Origin of the sequence: Kordiimonas sp., from assembly GCF_965216265.1 — a bacterium.
In the GTDB taxonomy this organism is placed as follows: domain Bacteria; phylum Pseudomonadota; class Alphaproteobacteria; order Sphingomonadales; family Kordiimonadaceae; genus Kordiimonas.
This window is the reverse complement of the sequence record NZ_OZ244153.1, coordinates 2,415,932-2,439,721: the sequence shown is the minus strand read 5'-3', so window position 1 is coordinate 2,439,721 and position 23,790 is coordinate 2,415,932. Positions and strand designations below refer to the sequence as shown.

The window sequence follows — 23,790 nt, the reverse complement described above, 5'->3', positions numbered from 1 at the left end:
GTTTTTGCTGGCGAATTGCCACATTCTGCCCCTACGCTGTTCTCGCATTCATCACGGGAGACATAGCTGATGGCACAGCGTCTGATGGTTTTGGTTTTGAGCTTTTTTCTGGTGGCGGCCACTGAGACGGCTGATTTTGCCGAACCTTCCGGGGTCGAGACCCTGACAGATGTGTTAAGTGCACTTGATGCGGGGCGGTTTCGTTACGCCGATCAAATCATCACCAAGCTGATAGACGACAGCCGCCGCCCGGATCAGGACCTATATTATTTTGCGGCACGCGCGGCCTTTGGTAGCGGCCAGTATGCCCGCGCGAAAACGCTGATCGACCGTTACCATCTCTTCCACGGCACAGGTGGGTTTCCTGAAGAAGCTGGCCAACTGAAAAAGACCATCGAAGATGCGCTTGCGGCTTTCGCCGCTTCCGAGAAATCCGCCTTTGAGTATGCCCAGAAAACCCACACCGTCTTTGCCTACGCCGCGTTCCGGGACGCCTATCCCGCCAGCCAGAACGTAGATGCCGCTGACTTCATGAGCTTTCGCCGCGCAAAAGAAGTGAACGTTGAAATTTCCTACAAACGTTATCTGGACTACTGGCCCAAGGGTAAATACCTACAAGATGCACAGAGAAGTGCTGACCTCGCGGCGTATCGAGAAGCGCGCCAGCAAAACACACCCTTAAGCTATCAAAGCTACCTGAAAAATTACCCACGGGGCGTGTTCTGGGAGCAAGCCACCCAGCGCGAAGAAGCACTCGCTTTCGCCAAAGCCAAAGCAGATGGGTCCGAGCGGGCTATCCGTAATTTTCTGGCTGTCTACCCGCGCGGCAGCTTCAGCGCAGAGGCTCGCCGCACGCTCAAAATGGCACAAGAAAAGGCACCACAACGCGACTTAACGGGCCGGACCGTGCGCATACCTTCAGGGTCCTATATCTACCGCGCGCCGTCCACGAAGGATGTGAGGTCCGCACCCCGTGTTTTCGAGATATCACAGCCATTCATTGCAATGGCCTATGAGGTCACCTTCGAGCAGTGGGCCAAATGTGCGGAAGACGGTGCCTGCACAAACACGGAACCAAACGACGAAGGATGGGGCCGGAAAAACCGCCCTGTCATCAATGTTAGCCGTCAGGATGTTACCGAGTATACAGCGTGGCTGAATGCAAAGTGGCGTGAAGCGGGCGGCCTAGGCACATGGGGTCTGCCGTCAGAAGTGGAATGGGCCTATATGGCACGGGGCCTGAACAGCCTTGTCTCTGCCCCTCGTGCAGCCTTTGAGAAAGCGGGCCAAACCTGCCCTGACTGTGACGACAAAGCTGGCGCTGACGCAACCTTCCCTGTTGGTCAATTCTCTGCCAACAGCTTTGGGCTTTTTGATATGCTGGGGAACGCCGCCGAATGGACAAATGACTGCTGGAGCGACCAATTTGCCGGAGGCGCCGACACAAACGAGAATTGTGCAGTTGGTGTAGTGCGCGGCGCCACCAATTCGACGGTGCCGCTGGTGCTTGCCGCCCTGGCAAGGGAAGCGTTTGATGTTGACACGCGGTCAAAGGCCGTTGGCTTCCGCCTGATCTGTCGCCCCTAATCAGCTACCGGTGTAAGGACACCAAGTTTTCCTTCAAACCCTGGGGCGCTTTGCCGTACCGCCCGGATTTTTGCAACTGATCGTTGGCCAAGTGCATCAACGACTGTCACACTATAAAAACCCTCACTTTGAAGTTGATATGACGCTTTACGAGCCCAGCGGCTGGAGGGCAGCGGCACACCGTCCACAAACCACTGCAGCGGCCGCTTGCCTCCGTGAGCCAACAGCGTGAGCGGCGTTGTATCGCCCGTGATCTCCAGCACGCTTTCGGGTGCCGGAAAGGCAATATTGAGGTTTGGCACATGAGCTCCCACTTCAATCAATCGTTCGGCCCGGTCAAAATATTTGAGGCCCGGCGGCAGAGCTTGAAAATTCAGGTTCGCATATGTGGCCTCAATGGTCTCCGCCCAAGGCGCAGGCGCACTTTTTTCCAAATGATCAAAAACATCAAACAGCACGGGCGCAGCGCTTGATACGCCGAAATGTCCGAGTATAGGTGTACCGTCCGCGCGGCCCAGCCACACACCCACCGTATAGTCCCGGTCAAAGCCGATGGCCCAAGCGTCACGGAAGCCATAACTGGTACCGGTTTTATACGCTATCTGTCGCACCGGCGCTGTTGCAACCAGCCTGCCTTCCGGTGGCCGAATACCCGCAAGAATACGAGCAACAGCGTGCCGTGCTGGCTGGCGCAACAAAGGTTGGCCTGTCACGGCATCACTGCGCCGGTCAGGCAGCAGCCCCAAGGGTTTCACCACACCGTCATCCGCAAGGGCCGCATACATAGCCGTCAGGTCTTCAAGCGTCATACCAAGGCCACCAAGCGCGATCGCGAGGCCAGGCACTTCAGTGCCAGGTAGCGCAAGCGGTACGCCTTGGTCCTGTAACCTTTGGGTGAACACGACAGGGCCAACCCGGTCCAGCACCGCAACAGCAGGGATGTTGAGCGACCGTATCAACGCTTCCGCGATGCTCACTTCGCCGTAATGGCGATCATGGAAGTTGCTTGGCGTATAACCACCAAAGTTTCGCGGCTCGTCACGAAGGCGGGTTTCAGGCGCGGCCAAGCCCTCGTCAAACGCCATCCCGTAAATGAAAGGCTTGAGCGTTGACCCGGGCGAGCGCACCGCGCGCACCATGTCCACATACCCAAGGCGGCGCTTTTCACCAATGCCTGCAGAACCGACATAAGCCAGGACAGTACGGCTCCTGTTATCTACTACGAGTATGGCCGCACTCGCCTGTTCATGTACCCGGCGTGCGCCACCTTGGGCAAGATGCTCAAGGCGCTTTTGCAGGCTGATATCAAGGGTTGTATTGATCACCACGTCGGTGCCTGAACGTGCAAAGCGCAAACGGCTCGAAGCATGAGGTGCAATAATAGCGGGCCTATACCTTTTGGCTCCCACGGGTACCTTGGCCGCCAGATCGGCAAGGTGCGCATCAAGACCAATGATTGGCGCCACACGTCTGAGCACCTTGTTGCGCGCCGTAAACGCAGCATCGCTGTGGCGGTCCGGCCGCAACCGGGTGGGTGATTGAGGCAATGCCACTAGAAGGGCTGCTTCTTCCGGTGTCATATGTCTGGTGTCGTGGCCGAGGTAGGCGACGCTCGCTGCCTTGATACCTTCGAGGTTGCCGCCATAGGGTGCGAGCGTAAGATAAATCTCAAGGATCTGCCTTTTGCTGAACCGCCATTCAAGCTGCCATGCACGGAACATCTCAATAATTTTGGCACCTATGGTGCGTGGTCGCGGCTCCAGAAGGCGCGCGACCTGCATGGTCAATGTCGACGCCCCCGAAACGATTTCACCGTTTGCTGCGGCCTGATACAGCGCCCGTATGAGGGCGCGCGCATCCACACCACCATGAGTGTAAAAGCGCTTGTCTTCAAACGCCAACAGCATGCTAATGAACAGAGGATCAACTTCTTCAAGCGTCACCTGCTGCCGCAGCCGACCATCTTCCACCGGAAAGGCCCTCAGCAAACTGCCGTCGCTTGCTCTAACTTCAACCGACCGGGTTTCAAACCGCGTCATATCGGGCGGATTGATCCTATCGATAATCGCAACCAAAGCGATGCAGCCGATGACAAAGCCTGCAAGGTAGGCTGCAGGCCACCGACCACTTCGGTTCAGGTGCCAGGGCATCAGGGCCGCACTTCCATGCGCACTGCAGTGTCCTGCGCGTGGTACTGGGGTTGATACATGTCTTCAACAAATGTGCCGGGCAGGACAAACTCACCGGGTGTGATAGCCCGAACAATATAAGCAACCCGAAAACGAGATTTGCGCCAACCCGTGTTTTCCCCAAGCTGCACAACAGCCACAAAACGATCATCGCGCGCATCGGTAAACTCAGCGTTTGACAAGGTGGGCAGAAAATCAACCGCGCCAACGTCAGTCGTCTCAATCTCAAATCCTGCTGGTAGCATATCAACGATCAAACTATCGCGCACCGCGTTGGCGGTTGCTTGGCCTTCGATCAACACCACCATACGGTCGTTCCGCTTCACGGTTTTCGGGTCCACCGGCGCGCCAGATATATCGAAATAGTTTCGTGTGATCTCAAACCCGTTTGAAACAGCCTCAGGTGCTTGGGCTGGCACACCGCGCAGGGCACGAATAAGCCTGATATCGGTCGAGCCTTCGTTGGTGACCACCAGTCCACCTGTGGGTACATCCTCACCTATACGTCCTGTCCAAAGCCCGGTTACTGCCTTGACCGCCACATCGCCAACAGCAGCACGAAGTTGGGTTTCCCCCGGCCCGCTGAATGCGGCAGCCGCGCGAGATATCCACGCCATCTCCTGCGTGCTCAGCCATGCTTTCTCTGCAACATCGCGCTCGAGCTGGTCCGCAAGCGCTGCCATAGTAGGCGCGGATTTCATCACCTCCGCAATCAGTGCAGCCATGGCCGCACGGTCACGCACAGGGGTGCCGTAATCTGTATAATAATTCTCGGCCCTCGCCATGCGGCTTGCTTGCTTAAAGAAATCTTCAGCACGGTCCGTCTCACCCACCAAATTCAGGCTCGCAGCGACCTGCGCCAACGCCAGCGGTGACCTGAGCTTTGAGGAGAACTGATCGGCAAAATACCGAACCTCGCTTGCCGCGACATCACCAACACGGGCCAGCACATAAAGCGAATAAGCCGTTGCCTCCAGATGCCCACGCCCACGGTGCCGCACCATCTGCTGCAGACGTTCGAGGGAGAGCGACAGGATCGCATCAGGTACACTGTATCCTGCCTGCCCTGCGCGCACCAAAAAGTCAGTCACATAAGCATCAACCCAGTCACGGGAGCTGCCATGAACATGCCAGACTCCAAAACTGCCATCGTCTTGCTGGCGTTCGGTAAGAGTGATAATCGCGCGCTCCACCAGGCCTTGACCCTCGCTTTTAGTCATCGGCAGATCATAAATTTTAGCGAGCGCATCATAATAGAGAGCAGAGAAAGCTCGCGATGCGGTTTGCTCGCTACACCGGTAGGCATAGTCGTTTAACGACTGCATGAGCCTATCCGCCGCAAGGTTGGGGCGAGAGGCCAGTGTGATAGTTTGCATCGCAGTATTCTTGAAAAATTCGCCCATATCGCCAGGTGAGATCATCACGGTTTCACCGGGTGCGATAGCCTTATTTTCGCGTTTGGTTGCGTATGGCCACGCGGGGCGGACGGAGATTTCCCAGCGGCGGTTAATATCCTCAAAGCCCTGACCAGAAAGCGCAAGTGACAGGCTCACGTCACCCGGTGCGTGTCCTTCAAGAAGGACCGGGAAGTCACGGCGCACACCGTCTGCCAGATCAAAGGTTGCAGGCTGGCCCGAAAGGGAAACAGCCTCACCATTAACGTCCAGTGCACTGGAAATAGTGACATCATCGCCTGAGAGATTCTGTACACTCAGCGTGGCCTGTGCCTTGTCACCCGGCGCGAGGAAACGCGGCAGGATCAGCTCAGCCACCACGGGCGTGCGCACCTTCATAGCAGCTTCACCCAACCCCACCTGGCTCAAACCGTAGGCCACCGCCATCAGGCGCAGGCGACCGGCAAAATCAGGCATATCAAAACGCACAACAGCAGCGCCCGCATCATCCAGCTCAACATCGCGCCTGATGAGCGCCACCGTTTTTGTGGTGCGCCTGAGAGCCGCAAACAGGTTATCCGCTTCATCCGCTTCCGAAAGCATGGCGCGCATACCCGTCACCATTATGGCATCACCGCCTGAGCGTAACACGCCACGGTTACCCTCTTCTGTGCGGATCAGACGACCGTAAAGGTCACGCACATCCATCGCGAAACCACGCTTGGCAAAATAATACGCATCCGGGTTGGGGGATTTGAAACGCGTGATATTGAGAATGCCTTCATCAACCGCCGCGATAATCACTTTCATCCGCTCACCCGGTTTACCGCCTTTTACCTTGATCGGCAGCTCAACGGGCTTACCCGGCAGCGTGACATCAGGCGCATATATCTCAAGCGTATTAACTCGCGCAGTACGGTCTACCGAAAACCACGCGAGGCCTGTAGCGCGCACCGGTAGCTTTGAAAGCGCCCCTGCCTCTGGCCGAAGGGCGGTTGCGAGCACGTAAGCGCCCGGCCCCCAATCTGCCTCCACCTTGAAGTCAAACTTTCCGCCATCGCTCCTCAACTCGATGGTTTTGTGGGTGATCAAACGGTCATTCACCACCGCAATAATCGCGCGGCCTTCAAACGGTGCTTTTACAAACCCCTGCAGCCTGTCACCAGCGTTAAGCGCCGCACTATCAAGGGTCAACTCTAGCCCATCCGGCACGGTTGGAGATGTACCCCGGCTCCACCACCCAACAGTCACGTGCAGGCTGGTAGCTGCGTCACCACCTTCCTCAAACACATCAAGCCGGTACCGCCCCGAAGGTAACAGCCGCTCAAGTTCAAGTGTGCCGTTTTCACCGGTTTCAAGGGTTTCGTCACCCAGCACTTCATCGTAGCTTGTGGTGCGGAAACGCCAGTCGCCGTGCAACCTGTACCAATTATATTGATGATGCTCGCGCACCCACACTGTGCGCACCGACTTGCCCACTAGCGGCTGCCCACTATCTGACAGGGCAACAAGGTCAAGCTTTGCGGTCTCGCCCTCCTGGAAACCACCCTGGTTTTCTGCCTTCAGGCCCAGAAGGACCGGCGAGGTTTTCACCTGCAGCATCGCGCTTTGGCTAACAGGCCTGCCGCCCACATCTATAACCTCGGCACTCAACATTGCCCGGAGGGGCCGTGTCGTATCAGGCAAACTGTCAAGCGAGATTGCCACCCGCGCAGAACCCTTCTCATTGGTCACAAAATCCTGCCGGCCAGCGTGCCTGAAAGTAAACTCATCCGCCGCAAGACCAAAACGATAGTCACTATAATCCTCAAACGGTGTGTCATCCGCCTGCAGTGTGATGTTGAGCGAACCGCTCAGGTCCACCGCCGGTGCACCATAGAGGAAATCAGCCTGCACCAAGGCATCCAGCTCTTCGCCTTTGCGGATAGTATCTGCCGCCATTTCAAGTTTGGTGGAAAGGCGCTCAGGCACAAAATCCTCTACCCTGAATCGGTAGTTCGCAATCGAGCGGTCCTTGTCATCAGCATGAAGGGATGCACGCCACAGGCCTGTCCGCGCACCGGGTGTGAGCTGATAATCATATTCATATCCGCCAAGCGCATCACCATTCAGCGGAACCTTCTTTGCTTCAACACCGTCCGGCCGGTACACCACCATAGTAAGCGGCAGCGACGGCACCGCCCGGGCGTGTTCGTCGCGCAAAAGGGCAGACAGGTGCACCACTTCGCCGGGCCGGTAGACCCCGCGCTCGGAAAAAAGAAAACCGTCAAGCGGGCCTGCACTCAGTCGGCCACTTGCGCCCCGGTCGCTCAGGTCAAGCGCCGGGCCTGAAAGGCTCAGGAATGCATAGTCACCCTTGTCAGTTTCCGCTACGATCGCAGCAGGGCTGGCTCCGCCCTCACCGCGCATCAAGGCGGCCGCAAAACTGATACCTCCGTCGCGGCCTGTTTTTGCGGTTTGCAGGACGCTGTTGTCGCGAGCGACCAGTTTTAGCGTGACTGACCGCATTGCCTTGGCACTTTCAAGCGAATGCACAAAAACATGCAGGCCGTCTTCACCCGTGAGGGTGGTGAGGCCGAGATCGGAGATCAGAAGCCACTGCGTGCTTCTGTTGTAGCGGTAGCGATTTTCTTCGTCTTCATCAGGCTGCGCCGTAACCAGCGCGTATATTCCCGCTTCCGATTGCTCGATCATTTCCCGGATCGGGATCAGGGTGATGACATCTTTGTTGGGAGTATTCTCAACCGCAACGCTGCCCTGCCACACCAAACGCCCAAGTTCCGCGCCAAGCTTTTCTTCAGCCCAGGCATAGAGACTATCTTCCTGCAGCCCCGCGTTCAGGAAAGGCACAAGACCACGGTCTGACACCCGGTAAAGCTTCAACTTCACGGAAGACAGATTGACCGTTTTGAGGGGTACCGTTTCATCCCCCACACGCGGCAACACATAGGTGCCTGAACCAAGTGCGATACGCGGCTCCCTATCCGGCACCGTGAAGGTGCGCTTCTCATCCTTATAGAGCTTGCTGCCTTCCTCACCTTCAAGGCCAGCGAGCAGGGTTGCCGTATAACTTTCACCATACATCAGGCCGGAGAGGCAGACCCTGTTACCCGCCGCGCGAACGGCAATATCTCGCGCGCCTTCAAGGCGAACATAATCCTGCACCCGATCCGCATAGGCTCTACTCAAGGTCTCAGACAGCACAAAACACGCTTGTGGCGTGCGCGCTTCCACGTCCATCGCAACATCGGCAATCCTGAGCGTCAGTCGCGCGACCAAAGCATCGAGATGCTTTTTGCGTTCTTTGCTGGGGTCAAGCATGAGGGCATATTCAACAAGGCTGCGGGCCTTGGCTGGTTCTTCATCTGCCAAAGCCAGCGTGGTCATAAGATCAAGCGCAGCAGCGCGTTCAGTATCCATCGTTGCCAGGCTATAGGCCCGCCAGGTTGCAGCGGCACCATCCTCCAACCTGTCGGCCTTGATAAAACGCCCCGCCGCCTTTGCCCAGGTTTTAGGGTCTTGGGGCGCAAGGGCAATCTCAAGCTCGTTTAGGTACCGGGTGCGAAAGGTGCTGATATTTTCAGGCGGCGCCGGGTGGCGCAGCACTTCTTCAAGGCTCATGCCTTCAATGCGTGCGTCGGCCTGTAATTTCTCAAGCCGCGCCTTCAGGTCCTTCGCGCGCTCAAGCAGCCGATCAGCACTTACGTCGTGGTTGATGATGTCGGGTATTTGGCCAGGTGAGGAGTTTTGCGCAAACGCTGTTGAAGAGACAATAAACAACAGAAATAAGGCAAGGCGCTTACGCATGATATCCCCCATATGATGATGATCAGAGGGTAACTTGGCGCACAATTATGGTCAAACTCGGACAGTTTTGTGATGAAAGGCACTTTTTGCGCAAAGCGGTACCAACGCGCCACAGGCGCTGCAACGGGTAGCCTCACTGAAATACTGAGATTGAAATATCGAAGCGAAAGGTGAAGCCTGCGAATGGCGCACCCGAGAGGATTCGAACCTCTGGCCTCTGCCTTCGGAGGGCAGCGCTCTATCCAGCTGAGCTACGGGTGCCGATGCCACGGCAACATCCGGAAAGACCCGGATTTCGGCGCGGACAGTACACGCGGGGGCAAAGCCATGCAAGCCAAATTCCCCCCACATGGCGAATTGCGAGATACAACCGTTTACATTTTCCTGAATTTTGCTGCCGCAGGCCCCAGGAACCAACCAATGTCACTTAAAAAATTCAACAAATAGTAAAAAATATTTTTTATATATTTCAATGTGTTACATATAATATCGTGCGTTATATAAAATTTTATCCAATTAATTACCTATGATTAAGGCGCTTCCCTTTATAAATCATTCCAAGTGCTCTTGCGGGGTTGAGCGGCATCGCCAAAATTTCTCGCGCAACTGAGCGTTTCACGACAAAAGAATTTTGGATGGACCCCATGTTGAAAACATTGAAAACTTTCGTAGCCCTTACCTTCGCCGTCGCCCTGAGCCTCAGTGCCATCAGCGCACCCGCCCAGGCCAACGACATGAAAAAATGGCAGATTGAAGTTGTTAAATCTGTTGCAAAAAACCAACGCTACCCACGTTCCGCCATCGCGCGTGAAATTGAAGGCAAAGCGAAGGTTCGCCTTGTTGTGGCGGCGGATGGCTCGATCACCAGCCACGAAATTGTTGAAGCAACCGGCGAGAGCGTTCTCGACAACGAAATTCCAAAGCTAGTGGAAAAGCTGAACCCGCTTCCCGCGCTCCCAGGTGGTCAGGCAGAGATGTCTTTTGTGCTGCCGCTGAGTTGGACACTGAACTGACTTTCCTCACCCTATGATGTTTTGAGTACCACTTTATTTGTTATGAGTATGCATGGCCTCGGCGCTTTCGTCGGGGCCATTTTTTGTGGCACGCCCCCGTCCTCTCGCTTCCAAAAACACTGCCTTCAGCGCGAATCACTTCACCAAATAATGAATGACCGAATCGATAAAATTGTATGTAATTCCAATGGTTTGTAATTTTCTTTCGTACACGCATCAAAACTGGCCATTTTCCTCACATTTCAGACCCGCCAAACACCGCGAAACATAGTCTAAACGTCGGTAACCATTGGTTAATCTATTTCGCTCATATGCTGTGCGCAGAGTTAACCCCCCGCTTGAGAGTATTGAGATGAAAAACCTTTCTATTGTTGCTGCTGTTCTTGCAATGGTCACCATCGGCATGCAGACTTCCCCCGCGTTTGCTGACGACATGAATGACTGGAAAAAGGCTGTTGTTCAGAAGCTTGTGAAAACACAAAAATACCCTCGCGCGGCCATCTCGCGCGAAATTGAGGGCAAAGCCAAAATCCGCCTGATCGTGGCTGCCGACGGTGCCATCACAGCGCATGAAATTGTTGAAGCAACTGGTCAGGATGTTCTCGACAACGAAATCCCCAAGCTGATCGCAAAACTGAGCCCGCTGCCAGCACTGCCCGCAGGCCAGAGCGATCTCAGCTTCATCCTGCCGCTTGAGTGGTCCCTCCGCTAAACGCTTCAGACTCACCTAAACGGTAGCCCAAGGATTAAAAAGCCCCGCGCCGTAACGCCGGGGCTTTTCCTAATTGGTGTGGCTTAGTGAGAGGGTTGCCCTTTCAGGCAACCCGGTCTGAGACCGCACGGCCAAATGGGATAAGTGTGGTGTCGCGCGGTTCGGCCATCAGTTCTGGATAGTCCGCCGTATAATGAAGCCCACGGGATTCTTTCCTGAGCTGCGCAGACCGCACAATCAGATCCGCGACCGTAACGAGGTTACGGAGCTCCAAGAGGTCAGCCGTCACCCGGAAGTTGCCGTAGTATTCGTGAATTTCAGCGGCCAGCAGATCAACTCGACGTTTCGCACGGGCGAGGCGCTTGTCTGTGCGCACAATGCCCACATAATCCCACATAAAACGCCGAAGCTCTTTCCAGTTGTGGGTTACCACCACCTCTTCATCACTATCTGTGACCTGGCTTTCATCCCAGTCCCGCACGATGGTGGCTGAGGGCAGCCCGCCAATGTTTTCCAGAATGTCATCTGCGGCAGAATTGCCGAGCACGAGACATTCAAGAAGGCTATTGGATGCCATGCGGTTGGCACCATGCAGGCCTGTATGCGCACATTCACCGATGGCATATAGTCGCTCCAGATCCGTGCGGGCGTGCATGTCTACATGCACACCGCCGCAGGTATAATGCGCCGCTGGCACCACCGGGATCATATCCTTCGTGATGTCTATGCCGAGCGAGAGGCAGTGCCGGTAAATATTCGGAAAATGCGAGACGATGAAGTCTGCGTCCTTGTGCGTGATATCAAGCCACACACAGTCCTGTCCCTTGCGTTTCATCTCCGCATCAATCGCACGCGCTACGATATCGCGCGGCGCAAGTTCGGCGCGCTCGTCATACTCTGGCATGAAACGCTCACCGTCCCGGCCCCTGAGCACAGCCCCTTCACCGCGCATGGCTTCCGTAATCAGGAAGGTTTTGGCGTCTGGATGATAGAGACACGTGGGATGGAACTGGTTGAACTCCAGGTTACTAACCCGGCACCCCGCCCGCCATGCCATGGCAATACCGTCGCCAGTGGAAGCGTCCGGGTTTGAGCTATAGAGATACACCCGGCTCGCGCCACCTGTGGCAATAATGGTCGCCCGGGCCGTGAAGGTTTCCACCCGGCCCTTCTCAAGGTTCAGCACATAAACACCATGCGCCTGGTCATTATAAGACGCCGGGCTTTTCAAATGCCGGTTGGTGATAACATCAATAGCCATATGGTTCTCATAGACATCGATGTTGGGTTCCTCGAGCACACGGTCATTCAAGGTGTTCTGCACGGCCTTGCCGGTTGCGTCAGCGGCGTGAATGATACGCCTGTGGCTATGGCCGCCTTCTCGTGTCAGGTGATAGTCATAGCCGTCCTCATGCGCCTGATTGACCCGGTCAAACTCAACGCCCAAGTTGATAAGGCTCTCGATCGCGTCGCGACCCCGCTCAACCACAAACCGCACTGCTTCTTCGGAACATAGGCCCGCGCCCGCCACAAGCGTATCGTCGATGTGGGATTGCACGGTATCAGTGGCCTCAAGCACCGCGGCGATACCACCTTGCGCCCAGCGGGTGGACCCGCCCGCCATCTCACCTTTGGAAAGCACCGCCACCCGCATATGCGGGGCGAGCTTGAGCGCGGCGGTTAAACCCGCTGCACCGGTTCCAACAATCACAACATCGTACGTGCGCCTCATTCAGCCGCGTCCTTCTGTTTTACCTTATCGCTTGTGAGCTGCAGGAATATATCCTCCAGGTCGGTCTCGTTTGTCGAGATATCATTGATGGTCAGCCCAGCGTCCTGCACGGCACGCAACACCTGCCCCACATTGCCGGTGGCCTGGGAAAGCTGCACGGCAAGTTTGTTGGTCTCCCGCACCTCTGCGGTAAAGGACGCAAGCGTGGCCGGTACAGCATCCAGCGTTTCTGCTACTTCAATGATCACCTCTTTTTCGTCAATGCGTTTGAGGAGCTGTTTGGTTGGCTCGCAGGCGACAACTTCACCGTGGTTGATGATGGCGATAGTGTCGCAAAGCTCCTCCGCTTCCTCAAGATAGTGCGTGGTGAGCACAATGGTTGTGCCGCGCCGGTGCAGCTCCCGCACATAGTCCCACAACTGTTGCCTCAGCTCGATATCCACACCCGCCGTTGGTTCATCAAGGATCAGGATCGGCGGGTTATGTACCATGGCTTTCGCCACCAGAAGCCGCCGTTTCATGCCACCCGATAATGTGCGGGAATAAGCATCTGCCTTATCGAACAGATGCACCGCTTTCAGAAGTTCTTCCGTGCGGCGTTCGTGCGGCTTCACGCCGTACATACCTGCCTGCACCTCCAACATCTCACGCGGGGTAAAAAAGGCGTCAAACAACAGTTCCTGCGGCACAATGCCAATGTTGGCGCGTGCGTTCCGGGGATTGTCGTCGATGTCGAAACCCCAGATGCTGGCGCTGCCTTCGGTTTTGTTCACAAGGCCTGCAAGAATGTTGATTGTGGTGGACTTTCCCGCGCCGTTGGGGCCCAAAAGCCCGAACATCGACCCTTGCGGGATTTCAAGGTCTATACCCTTGAGCGCGAGTTTATCTTCCGCGCCGCCACGGCCCTTGTATATTTTCTTCAGACCCCTGATCTCGATCGCATTTTTCGACAATGTTCCAACCCAATCCTGAAATGCTAACGTTTATTTTATCGACAAAGCGCCTACGCTGTTACCGCAGTGCTTGTTCGCCCGCTGTCGCTTGGTTATATAAAGCTAAATTCAAACTGCACGAGTTCAATTTGCAATAAAGAGAAGCCCGATGACGGTAGAAGCTCCTGAAACCAAAATTGTTGACACCAAAAAAGTATCCTGTGACGGCGATGAAGGCCCTATGGGCCACCCACGCGTCTATCTGACCATGGACACTAAGGGCAAAGTAGAATGCCCATATTGTGACCGACTCTACATTTTGCAAGGCGGCCCGTCAGACACATCTAAGTGATTGTGCTGCCTTTTTTCTAATCTCTTGCCCAAGGAAATTTTGGCCAATTCCTGCCTCAACCCCAGGGCCTGCTTCAACTTAGGAATAGCACATGTCAGATGCCGACAGCAAAGCGCCACATCTTTACCTGATTGACGGCTCCGGTTTTATTTTCCGGGCTTATCATGCTTTGCCTCCCATGACCCGCGCAGACGGTACACCGGTGAACGCGGTCTATGGCTTCTCGAACATGCTTTTCAAGCTGCTGCAAGACCTGAACGACAATGAAAAACCCACGCACCTTGCAGTGATTTTCGATGCGGCGCGCAAAAACTTCCGTAATGACATCTACAAAGAATACAAGGCTCACCGCCCACCAGCACCTGAAGACCTCGTGCCCCAGTTTTCCATCATCAAGGATGCGGCTGTCGCTTTTGGCGTACCGGCAATTGAGATGGAGGGTTATGAGGCGGATGACCTGATCGCAACCTATACCCACCAGGCCCGCGAAAAAGGCTGGCAGGTCACCATCGTCAGCTCGGACAAAGACCTGATGCAACTGGTTGATGACGGTACCACCATGTTCGACAGCATGAAAAACAAGCGTGTCGGGTACGACGGTGTGCTGGAGAAATTTGGTGTAACACCTGACCGGGTTGTGGATGTGCAGTCGCTCGCCGGTGATAGCGTCGACAACGTGCCTGGCGTGCCTGGCATTGGCATCAAAACAGCCGCACAGCTTATTCAGGAATATGGTGATCTCGATACGCTGCTTGAACGCGCGGCTGAGATCAAACAGAACAAGCGCCGCGAAAATCTGATCGAATTTGCCGAGATGGCTCGCATCAGCCGCCAGCTTGTCAGCCTCGCAAAAGACGCCCCGGTTGAGTTTGAGCTTGACCATATGACGCTTGAAGACCCGGCGCCTGAACCGCTAATGGCGTTTCTAGACCAGCAGAACTTCCGCTCGCTCAAGGTCAAGGTTGTGCATCATTACGGGGTCGATGTTGGCTCAGACCCTGTGAGCGACGCGGTTTCGGTGACAGAAACCCACTATGAATGCGTGAGCGATATGGCCGCGCTTGAGCGCTGGATCAAACTGGCGGAACAAACCGGCGCCGTGGCTGTGGATACGGAAACCACGTCCCTCAACCCGGCCATGGCGGAGCTCGTCGGTATTTCCCTATCCGTGGAGCCCGGCAAAGCTTGCTATATTCCGGTGGCTCATGCCCAAGCTGGCGGCGATTTGCTCTCAGAAAAACCCAACCAGCTTGATAAAGCAGCAGTGATCAAGGCCATCAAGCCAATGCTTGAAGACCGGAGCGTGCTGAAGATCGGGCAGAACCTCAAGTATGATATGTCGATCCTCGCGCGGGAGGGCATTAACGTTACGCCTATCGATGATACGATGCTGATGTCTTATGCGCTGGATGCAGGCAAACATGGCCACGGCATGGATGAGCTTTCCGGCCTTCATCTCGACATCACCCCGGTAAGCTTCAAGGAAGTGGCCGGTACCGGCAAAAACCAGATCACCTTTGATCAGGTGCCGCTTGATAAAGCCACAAACTATGCGGCGGAAGATGCAGACATCACCGGCCGCCTGTGGCGCATCCTGAAACCGCGTCTTGCTGAGGAGAAAGTCACCACGGTATACGAGACGCTCGAACGGCCGCTCGTCAGTGTGCTTTCCGCCATGGAGCGTGAGGGCATCAAGGTTGATGTCGGTGTACTCAACAAGCTCTCAAACGAGTTTGGTGTGGGTATTGAACGGCTGGACAAAGAAATTCAGGAGCTGGCCGGTCGCCCCTTCAACGTCAACTCACCCAAACAGTTGGGTGAGATCCTGTTTGACGAACAGGGCCTGAAGGGCGGCAAGAAATCCTCAAAAACCGGTGCATGGCAAACCAATGTTGATGTACTGGAAAAACTGGCCGCTGAGGGCCATGAAATCCCCAAAAAGGTGATGGAATACCGCCAGTTCTCCAAGCTCAAGAGCACGTATACAGACTCGCTCGTGCATCAGGTCAGCAGCCGCACAGGCCGCGTGCATACAAGTTTCCATATGGCGTCTACCACCACCGGGCGGCTGTCATCCAACGACCCCAACCTGCAGAACATTCCAATCCGCACGGAAGAAGGCCGCAAGATCCGTCGTGCTTTCATCGCGGACAAGGGCAATATCCTGCTGGCGGCAGACTATAGCCAGATCGAGCTGCGGATTCTTGCGCATATTGCCGATATCGGCGCGCTAAAACAGGCTTTTGCAGAAGGCACAGACATTCATGCCATGACGGCAAGTGAGGTTTTTGGCGTGCCTATTGAAGGCATGGACCCAATGGTGCGAAGGCAGGCCAAGGCTATCAACTTCGGTATCATATACGGGATATCTGCCTTTGGGCTCGCCCGCCAGCTTGGCATCAGCCGCGGAGATGCCCAGGGTTATATCGACGCCTATTTCGAGCGTTTCCCCGGCATCCGAAAATATATGGATGAGACCATCGCGTTCGCGAAAGAGCATGGCTATGTGGAAACGCTGTTTGGCCGCAAATGCCATATCACCGCGCTGACGGACAAGAACCCCATGAAGCGCGGTTTTGGGGAACGCGCGGCCATCAACGCGCCCATTCAGGGCTCCGCGGCCGATATCATCCGCCGTGCCATGGTGCGCATGCCACATGCACTTGCTGATGCAGGCCTGACGGATGTGCGCATGCTTCTGCAAGTACATGATGAACTGGTGTTCGAAGCCCCTGAAGGCTTGGCAGAAAAAGCCATCCCGCTGATTGAGGAGACCATGGCCAAAGCATGTGAACCTGTTATCACCCTGTCTGTTCCGCTTGATGTGGACTGTGGCACCGGCAAGAACTGGCAGGAAGCCCACTAGAAGGTATCGGCTATATCAACCACTATGGGGTCTGCCCGCCTCATAATAGTGGTTGCTGCCCTCATCAGTATGGCCGCCCAAAAGGACCAAGCCCGACCCGACCAACACCCGCTCGTACTCATCCTGTCCGAGCGAGATGGAGCGACGCCCGGTGAGCAGGTCTTCCCATTCACATCGTTCGCGCGGGGCACTGAAAAGGAATCGCGCACCCGGTCGGAGGGCTTGCGCAACTCCTTTGATCAGTTTTCGCTGGTCGCGCTCAGCAAGCAGAAACAGAAGCCCAACCGCAACGACGGCATCAAACTGCCGATTAAAAAAGCGGCTGTCCTGCCCCGCTTCGCACGCGCTTTGAGCATCTGGAAAATTGTGCCGGAAAACCTCAAGCAAGGTAGGCGAGGCGTCAATCCCAAAAACTTCAAGACCTTCCTCACTCAACACTTTGGTAATCGGCACACCTGAGCCACAGCCAATATCGACTACCACGCCGCCCGGTGGCAAATTTTCGCGCGCCCATATCCGCACCAGTTCCGCCCCGACATTGCTTCGGAACTTCAGAAATTGTCCGGCGATACCGTCCCACCCTTCGGACAAGTCCGTGGTCATGTGTGTATCTCCCCTAACGGTAACGGTTTTTCGCATCGTATCAACCTGTCTGTTCTGCTTGATGTGGACTGTGGCACCGGCCAGAACTAGCAGGAAGCACACTAGCCCCGATTATAGACTAAAAAGGTCTATAACTTTGCGCAATCCGTCCCCCTTGGGATGCTGTTGGTCTCAAAGGTCGAAATTGGGACGTGACAGCGTCTCCGCCGTTATTCCATAATACACAAGGGGTTGAAGGGAATATTGCGATGAAGTACTGGGCGTCCGCCATCATGGTGTTTTTTATAAGCTTGCCGTCATTCGCTGCTGGCACGCTTTCGGACAACATACTGATTGATAGTAACTCTCTCGGTTACACCCTTCAGTTCAGGATCTATATCCCTGAGAACACTAAAAAAACCGATACCCTCCCTACCGTCTACGTGGCCGATGGGCAGTGGTATATCTCTGACGGTAAGATGCCTGAGATACTTGATAGCGAGATCGCTGCTGGGCGCATGCGTCCGGTGATCGCCATATTTATGGATAGTGGCGAGCCGGGCAACCCGCGTAACAATCGCCGCAATGATGAGTTCATGTGTAACGCAACTTATGCGCAGTTCTACCGTGATGAACTTATCCCCACCATTGAGCACAGCTTCCCGGTCAGCAAAAGCCGGGATGACCGGGTGATCATGGGGCTTTCGTTCGGCGGTTTGAACGCAGCGTGCTTCGGGCTGATGATTCCGGACAGTTTTGCGGGCATTGGCATGCACTCCCCCGCCAACAGCGAACACCTCAAGCTTCTCTCTGACATGTACACAAAGCGAGAAAAACTACCACTCAAGATATTCTTCTCCACCGGCACAAAACGCGACAATACAAAAGCCGCCCGCAAGTTCCATAATGTGCTGGAAAGACAGGGTTACGACATGACCTATACCGAGGTCCCTTTCGGGCATAACTGGGATAACTGGGGGCCACTTGTGGATGACCTGCTGCTCACTTTTTTCGCCACCACACCATAGCATCCTTGCACACCAGGTCATCTAGGCCCATGTTACCGGGGTGGTTTTCACCACTTTAACCTCCCCGGAGCCATGTGACTGTGGCTCGCTCAATTGTCCGAGGCACTCTTTCATGCACCTTCGCAGAGAAAATACGCTTGGTTTGGCGCTTCTTTTGGGAAGTGTTGTGGCACTAATGCCGCTGGCGATCGACATGTATCTGCCAGCTTTCAGCGCGATTGGCGCTTTTTTTGATACACCTCAGTCCCAGGTCGAGCTGTCACTTACCGTTTATTTCATTGGTGTAGCACTTGGCCAGCTCGTCTATGGCCCGCTTGCTGACCGCTACGGTCGCCGCAAACCGCTTCTGTTTGGCCTCACCATCTCTGCCCTTAGCTCGCTAGCCTGCGCCACAGTATCCACGATCGAGGGTTTGATAGCGCTTCGTTTCCTGCAGGCCTTTGGTATGTGTGCCGGCGGTGTTATCTCGCGCGCCATCGTCCGGGATATGTTCGAGCCCACGGATGTGGCGCGCTTCTTCTCGCTTCTGATGCTGGTGATGGGGGTGGCGCCGATCCTCGCGCCTATATTCGGCGCGCAGATCAGCCTGCATTTCGGCTGGCAGATGATCTTCTATCTCATCGCCGCAGTGAGCTTTATCGATCTACTGGCTGTGATGTTCCTGCTGCCTGAAACCCACCGGCCCAACCCGGGGGTGCGCCTGACCGCGACCTTCAGTACCTACCGCGATATTCTGCGCGACCGTCATTTTGTCGGCTACGCCATGTCAGGCGGAGCAGCGTTTTCGTCGATGTTTGCCTATATCACCGGCTCAGCATTCGTATTGATCGAATATTACGGTGTGGCGCCAGAGAACTTCGGTTTTATCTTTGGCGCAAACGCGGCTGGTTTCATCATCATGAGCCAGGTTAATCGTGCGCTTCTCAAGCGGTACAGCTATCACGCCATTTTCCACACGGGGCTTAAAGTGCTCGTGGGGGCGGGTGTTCTGCTCGCCATTGGTGGCGTCATTGGCGTTCCCTTGCCGCTCTTCCTCATACCACTGTTTGTATTTATCGCCTCGTTGGGCGTTATATCACCCAACAGCATGGCAGGAGCACTCGCAGGCGAAGGCAGACGCGCAGGCGCAGCCTCAGCGCTTGGCGGGGCCTTGCAGTTCTCCCTGTCTTTCATTTTCTCCGGCGCTGTCGGTATTGTGCACGCTACTTCGCCGATGCCCATGTGCCTGATCATGCTGTCAGGCGCGATAATCGCGCTTTTGTTTGCACGAATGACAAATGGGCCAAAACGCCTGGATGATGCTCCAGCAGCGCCTCAACCATGAAAAAGGGCGGCCAATGTGCCGCCCTCTTCGTACTGAATCTGAAATACTTTTTACTTAAGCGGCAAAATAGGTAAAGACATGAAAAAGCCCGGCGGACAATAGCGCCGACGCGGGCACCGTAATCACCCACGCAGCCACAATGGTCAACAACTCACGGCGGCGCACAAGGCGGCGACGTTCACGCTTTTTCTTCTCGGATGTTGTTTTGGCTTTTTTGTTCGGCCGGGTGGAAAGAAACTCTCGCAAAAATCCAACACCAAACACTCCACCCACTGCAATATGGGTGGAGGAAACAGGCAGACCAAGCCAACTGGCGGCAATCACCGTGATCGCCGCAGAAAGCGCCACACAAAAGGCCCGCATCTGGTTGAGCTTGGTGATCTTCTCACCCACCGTGCGGATAAGTTTGGGGCCATAAAGCAGAAGCCCTATAGAGATACCAATCGCGCCAATAACCATGACCCAAAGCGGCAGTGCCACCTTGCCCGTGCCCATATCGGCGCTGCTGGCTGCACTCACAATTGCGGCAAGAGGCCCCACGGCGTTCGCCACGTCGTTGGCACCGTGTGCGAACGATAGAAGGGCCGCAGAACATATCAGTGGCACCGTAAATAGTTTCGCGACCGACTTGCGGCGGTTCTCCAGCCCATAGGATGCTTTGGCGACCAACGGCTTGGTGCCAGCCCATGTAAGCGCGGCGCTGCCAAAGCCGATCAGCCACAACATGCCGATGCCTGGCACCCATAGTTTCTTGAGGCCTTTCATCACCAGATACATGGAAAAAGCGCCCGCCATGATGCCAACAAAAACCGGCACCCATGTGCGGGAAGCCTCAAGCATATCGTCTTTTGCCAATATCAGGCGTTTGATCATGAAAAGGAACAGCGCCGCCACAATACCACCAAGAAGGGGAGAGATAACCCAGCTGGCGGCAATCGCACTCATCTTCGTCCAGTCAATGCTGTCCATACCGGCAGCCGCCACACCTGCGCCAACAACACCACCAACAATTGAGTGCGTGGTAGAAACAGGCGCGCCAAGCCAAGTCGCGAGGTTCAGCCACAGCGCGGCCGCCAGAAGCGCCCCCATCATGGCCCAGATGAAAGTCATCTGATCTGTCATCGCGCTTGGGTCTACAATGCCCTTGCGGATTGTGGAGACAACATCGCCACCCGCAAGGATCGCACCCGCCGCCTCAAAGGTCGCAGCAATAATCAGTGCACCAAACATGGTCAGCGCCTTTGAACCAACGGCCGGGCCGATATTGTTGGCCACGTCGTTCGCGCCAATGTTCATCGCCATATAGGCGCCGATCACAGCGGCGGCGACGATAAACATTCCCGTTGGGTTACCGGTCTGCGTCAGAGCGGTGTAGATAAGCACGAGGACAAGAAAGACCGTCGCCATGCCTAAATTGGCAAATTGACGCCCCTGTGCACGCGCGCCGGCACTGAACTGCTGTACCTTCTCCAGGTCGACGTTGACCTTATGCTTTTCCATAAACCAGCCCTTCCTGATTTGCGGCCCCCAACTACCGCCCATTTCGGCCTTATAACAGCGTGACACAAAAATGTAATGAAAATGTCACATGATCTGGCCTACACGCAAAAAAGGCGGCCAAAGCCGCCTTTTCCCAACATTTTTAAGTCGCGTCCCTAGTAGCGGAAGCGCAGTGTAAGGCCGTAGGTACGCGGGTCACCGATATAGGCATTAAGGCTACCGCCCGGAATAGTCGAATCAAACGTATCAAGCACATAAGCCTCATTGAGGAGGTTACGCGCCCAAAGCTGGAGCGACCATGCACCGTCAATATCACCTACGCCCATGCTGGCACCAACAAGCGCGTAGCTGTCCTGGCTTTGGCGGTCATCTTGCGCAACAGACAGGCGAGCCGTGCTGTTGTAGAAGAGCTCACCCCGCACAAACATTTCCAGATCGTCATTGATTGGACGACGATAGGTTGCCGTTGCGTTACCAGAGAATTTTGGCGTTTCAGACAGGCGTGAGCCAGACAAGTCCTGTAGCGGACGAAGGATGCCACCACCCTCAGGCTCAGCAAATGTACAGCCCGATGTGTCATGCGCAGGGCATGGGCCATTCGGGAAGTTCTTGTATTCCGCTTTCCAGAGCCAGGTGAAACCACCAGTCAACAGAAGCTCAGGTGTTGCCTGGAACTTGCCGTCGAACTCAAGGCCCTGCGCCGCAGCATCAACGTTACCCGGCACAAAGCTTGAGCCCGTGAAGATGTTTTCCTGGAAACCGTCAATGCTTTGGTCAAACACTGCGAAATCAAGGCTCATTCGGTTATCAAGAAGGCGTGCTTTCAGGCCCGCTTCCCATGAGGTTGCAATTTCCTTATCAAACTGGAAATCACCTACGCGAGCTGCTGCACTATCAAGCGCAAACCCACCGGCTTTATAACCACGGGAATAGCTCGCATAAACCGCCAGGTCGTCATTGACCTGATAGTTGGCGATGATGTTGCCGGAGAAGTTATCATCCGAAAAACTATCGTTCACGTTCGCAGCTGGCGGGAAGAACTGAAGCCCCGTCAGGCCAAGAAGTGGATTAAAGTCCGGGTTGGTCGCCACAGCACTTGCTTGCGCCGTTGCTGTCGGGATTACCGTACTCTGGATAACTTCTGGCGGCACACCACCTGCCTGTGCTTGAGCAACCGCCTGCTGCACCGCTTGACCGACAAAAATTTCCACGAAATCAAGCGCCGCAAATGGGTCGTCGATCACGATATCCGAATCCATGGATTTCTTGTCGTGCGTATAACGAAGGCCACCTGTCAGGGTTAGTTGATCAGATACATGCCAATCTACCTGCACAAACGCACTGTAGCTTTCGTTCTTCTGGTTGAAGAGGCCTTGCAGTTGGCCGGAACCGTTAGCGAGGAAATAGCCCGATGGTGCGCCAAGGCCAGCTTCAAGCTGGCTGACCGCGCCACCTGTCAGGATATCCGCGAACGGACGAAGGCCGGGGCCCTGTACTGTCTGGTTGTCGGCTGACAGGTCTTGATTGTAGTAATAAACGCCCGCCATCCATTCAAACGGACCGTCTGTATTGGAGGTCAGACGAATTTCCTGCGTGAACGTATCATAATCCTGATCCAGAACACGGCGCTTGTTGAGCTGAAGGTCTGAGAAATCGGCATCAATGTCCTGCAGCTCGCGGTAGCCGCGGAACGCAGAGATCGATGTCAGTGTAAAACTTTCAAAATCAATGTCGATCTGGCCGGATACACCGTATGATTCCAGATTCCCAACAACCACTTCACCATCAATAGTGGTCTGGCGGTCCTTGATATCTGGGGCCCCATTGATGTCGGAGCCAAGTACTGTAAGCGCTTGTTGTGAACCAGCAGCCACTAGATAGAACGGCGCCGCACAGCATTCTTCATTGAGGTCGCTATAGTCTGCAATAATGCGAACGCTTGTGCTGTCTGTTGGCTCAAACAGTATTTGCCCGCGCAGGCCATACCGATCACGCTCGTTCAGCTTGCGGCCATCAGCGTTGTCAATCGTACCATCACGCTTGTTGACGTTAACGTCGAGGCGCATGGCAAGCGTGTCTTCCTGTAGCGGAATATTGACAGCAGCCTTACCAACCTTGGCGTCATAGTTGCCATAGGTCAGCTCGCCCTCAACCTCAAAGTCATAATGCGGCGCTTTGGTCACATAATTGATCACGCCCGCAGACGTGTTTTTACCAAAGAGCGTGGACTGGGGCCCACGCAACACTTCAATGCGCTCGATGCCCAGGAAGTCGTTGACCGATGCACCGTTTCTGGAGCGATAAACGCCGTCAACAAACACACCAACAGCAGGCTCAAGCCCGAAGTTGAAGGTGGACGAACCGATACCGCGAACGGAGAAACTTGTGTTGGATGCCGATGCGCGCTGCACAATCTGCAGGCTGGGCACCAATGTTTGCAGCGCCGTGAGGTCACGCGCCTGCGCGAGCGACATGGTGCTGCCGCCAATTGCCGACACCGCGACCGGTGTTTCGAGGATGGTTGCTTCCCGCTTCTGGGCAGTCACCAAAATCTCCTCAAGCGCGAAGGAGACATCACTATCTTGATTATCCTGCGCAACCGCAGCGCCCGTTACCATCATCGCTCCGGCAAGTGTTCCGGTAGCAACTGAAAGCATAAGTTGAGCGCGACGACGAGACGCACCTTGTCCATACTTGAAATTCATACTTCCCTCCCTTGGACCTTTAACCGGTGCCCTGCTGGCTTCCTTACACCGGTTTGGAGCAATACTG

General features: G+C 55.2%; 14 protein-coding genes and 1 tRNA gene. 7 read left to right on the top strand and 8 right to left on the bottom strand.

Features of this window, described 5'->3' with window-relative positions; translation table 11 throughout:
- The first annotated feature begins 69 nt into the window (after positions 1-69).
- Positions 70-1,587, top strand: coding sequence for an SUMF1/EgtB/PvdO family nonheme iron enzyme (locus tag ACOOGA_RS11195; protein WP_417459592.1), 1,518 nt, complete (start codon positions 70-72; stop codon positions 1,585-1,587).
- On the opposite strand, the gene pbpC is transcribed toward ACOOGA_RS11195, so the two are convergent.
- From pbpC to ACOOGA_RS11180, 3 genes are all read right to left on the bottom strand, one after another.
- On the bottom strand, positions 1,584-3,737 hold the full coding sequence (gene pbpC / locus ACOOGA_RS11190) for a penicillin-binding protein 1C (protein ID WP_417459591.1): 2,154 nt from the start codon (positions 3,735-3,737) through the stop codon (positions 1,584-1,586). The two genes, ACOOGA_RS11195 and pbpC, sit on opposite strands and share 4 nt — an antisense overlap.
- Positions 3,737-8,977 carry an alpha-2-macroglobulin family protein gene (locus tag ACOOGA_RS11185; RefSeq protein ID WP_417459590.1) on the bottom strand — a complete coding sequence of 1,747 codons (5,241 nt, stop codon included), beginning with the start codon at positions 8,975-8,977 and terminating at the stop codon, positions 3,737-3,739. Before ACOOGA_RS11185 ends, pbpC begins: the two co-directional genes overlap by 1 nt.
- 184 nt (positions 8,978-9,161) lie before the next feature.
- Positions 9,162-9,238 (bottom strand) — tRNA-Arg (locus ACOOGA_RS11180).
- A gap of 383 nt (positions 9,239-9,621) precedes the next feature.
- Between ACOOGA_RS11180 and ACOOGA_RS11175 the strand changes: the two genes are divergently transcribed.
- Together ACOOGA_RS11175 and ACOOGA_RS11170 are read left to right on the top strand one after the other, a co-directional pair.
- Entirely contained in the window at positions 9,622-9,990 is a 369-nt protein-coding gene (locus tag ACOOGA_RS11175) for an energy transducer TonB (RefSeq protein ID WP_417459589.1), read from the top strand.
- Between the two features lie 352 nt (positions 9,991-10,342).
- Positions 10,343-10,702, top strand: a complete 360-nt coding sequence (locus ACOOGA_RS11170) for an energy transducer TonB (RefSeq protein ID WP_417459588.1) — start codon at positions 10,343-10,345, stop codon at positions 10,700-10,702.
- A 103-nt stretch (positions 10,703-10,805) separates the two neighbouring features.
- On the opposite strand, the gene nadB is transcribed toward ACOOGA_RS11170, so the two are convergent.
- Both nadB and ACOOGA_RS11160 read right to left on the bottom strand, forming a co-directional pair.
- Positions 10,806-12,434: an L-aspartate oxidase gene (gene nadB / locus ACOOGA_RS11165; protein ID WP_417459587.1), complete on the bottom strand. Its 1,629-nt coding sequence runs from the start codon at positions 12,432-12,434 to the stop codon at positions 10,806-10,808.
- Positions 12,431-13,387, bottom strand: a complete 957-nt coding sequence (locus tag ACOOGA_RS11160) for an ABC transporter ATP-binding protein (RefSeq protein WP_417459586.1) — start codon at positions 13,385-13,387, stop codon at positions 12,431-12,433. The genes nadB and ACOOGA_RS11160 overlap by 4 nt, the downstream gene beginning before the upstream one ends.
- Before the next feature lie 148 nt (positions 13,388-13,535).
- Between ACOOGA_RS11160 and ACOOGA_RS11155 the strand changes: the two genes are divergently transcribed.
- On the top strand, positions 13,536-13,718 hold the full coding sequence (locus ACOOGA_RS11155) for a zinc-finger domain-containing protein (protein ID WP_417459585.1): 183 nt from the start codon (positions 13,536-13,538) through the stop codon (positions 13,716-13,718).
- A 91-nt stretch (positions 13,719-13,809) separates the two neighbouring features.
- Positions 13,810-16,584 (top strand): DNA polymerase I, encoded by a 2,775-nt coding sequence (polA, locus tag ACOOGA_RS11150; RefSeq protein WP_417459584.1) that lies wholly within the window; start codon positions 13,810-13,812, stop codon positions 16,582-16,584.
- A 15-nt stretch (positions 16,585-16,599) separates the two neighbouring features.
- On the opposite strand, the gene ACOOGA_RS11145 is transcribed toward polA, so the two are convergent.
- A complete protein-coding gene (locus tag ACOOGA_RS11145) occupies positions 16,600-17,187 on the bottom strand; it encodes a class I SAM-dependent methyltransferase (protein WP_417459583.1) in 588 nt (195 codons plus the stop codon).
- Positions 17,188-17,435: 248 nt separating this feature from the next.
- Here ACOOGA_RS11145 and ACOOGA_RS11140 point away from each other — a divergent pair, with 248 nt between their 5' ends.
- The gene (locus tag ACOOGA_RS11140) at positions 17,436-18,194 is read left to right on the top strand and encodes an alpha/beta hydrolase (RefSeq protein WP_417459582.1); all 759 of its coding nucleotides are present in this window, start codon (positions 17,436-17,438) and stop codon (positions 18,192-18,194) included.
- Positions 18,195-18,306: 112 nt separating this feature from the next.
- Positions 18,307-19,518 (top strand): Bcr/CflA family multidrug efflux MFS transporter, encoded by a 1,212-nt coding sequence (locus ACOOGA_RS11135; protein WP_417459581.1) that lies wholly within the window; start codon positions 18,307-18,309, stop codon positions 19,516-19,518.
- A 54-nt stretch (positions 19,519-19,572) separates the two neighbouring features.
- Here ACOOGA_RS11135 and ACOOGA_RS11130 read toward each other — a convergent pair whose 3' ends face one another.
- Positions 19,573-21,018 (bottom strand): inorganic phosphate transporter, encoded by a 1,446-nt coding sequence (locus ACOOGA_RS11130; RefSeq protein ID WP_417459580.1) that lies wholly within the window; start codon positions 21,016-21,018, stop codon positions 19,573-19,575.
- A gap of 155 nt (positions 21,019-21,173) precedes the next feature.
- The gene (locus tag ACOOGA_RS11125; protein ID WP_420428718.1) at positions 21,174-23,723 is read right to left on the bottom strand and encodes a TonB-dependent receptor; all 2,550 of its coding nucleotides are present in this window, start codon (positions 23,721-23,723) and stop codon (positions 21,174-21,176) included.
- Positions 23,724-23,790 lie beyond the last annotated feature (67 nt).

What these genes read in the sequence shown, in the direction of transcription:
- pbpC (WP_417459591.1), bottom strand. Translation starts at nt 3,737, where the DNA reads ATGCCCTGGCACCTGAACCGAAGTGGTCGGTGGCCTGCAGCCTACCTT.
- ACOOGA_RS11130 (WP_417459580.1), bottom strand. Translation starts at nt 21,018, where the DNA reads ATGGAAAAGCATAAGGTCAACGTCGACCTGGAGAAGGTACAGCAGTTC.
- ACOOGA_RS11140 (WP_417459582.1), top strand. Translation starts at nt 17,436, where the DNA reads ATGAAGTACTGGGCGTCCGCCATCATGGTGTTTTTTATAAGCTTGCCG.
- ACOOGA_RS11195 (WP_417459592.1), top strand. Translation starts at nt 70, where the DNA reads ATGGCACAGCGTCTGATGGTTTTGGTTTTGAGCTTTTTTCTGGTGGCG.
- ACOOGA_RS11135 (WP_417459581.1), top strand. Translation starts at nt 18,307, where the DNA reads ATGCACCTTCGCAGAGAAAATACGCTTGGTTTGGCGCTTCTTTTGGGA.
- ACOOGA_RS11185 (WP_417459590.1), bottom strand. Translation starts at nt 8,977, where the DNA reads ATGCGTAAGCGCCTTGCCTTATTTCTGTTGTTTATTGTCTCTTCAACA.
- ACOOGA_RS11155 (WP_417459585.1), top strand. Translation starts at nt 13,536, where the DNA reads ATGACGGTAGAAGCTCCTGAAACCAAAATTGTTGACACCAAAAAAGTA.
- ACOOGA_RS11170 (WP_417459588.1), top strand. Translation starts at nt 10,343, where the DNA reads ATGAAAAACCTTTCTATTGTTGCTGCTGTTCTTGCAATGGTCACCATC.
- ACOOGA_RS11145 (WP_417459583.1), bottom strand. Translation starts at nt 17,187, where the DNA reads ATGACCACGGACTTGTCCGAAGGGTGGGACGGTATCGCCGGACAATTT.
- ACOOGA_RS11175 (WP_417459589.1), top strand. Translation starts at nt 9,622, where the DNA reads ATGTTGAAAACATTGAAAACTTTCGTAGCCCTTACCTTCGCCGTCGCC.
- polA (WP_417459584.1), top strand. Translation starts at nt 13,810, where the DNA reads ATGTCAGATGCCGACAGCAAAGCGCCACATCTTTACCTGATTGACGGC.
- ACOOGA_RS11125 (WP_420428718.1), bottom strand. Translation starts at nt 23,723, where the DNA reads ATGAATTTCAAGTATGGACAAGGTGCGTCTCGTCGTCGCGCTCAACTT.
- nadB (WP_417459587.1), bottom strand. Translation starts at nt 12,434, where the DNA reads ATGAGGCGCACGTACGATGTTGTGATTGTTGGAACCGGTGCAGCGGGT.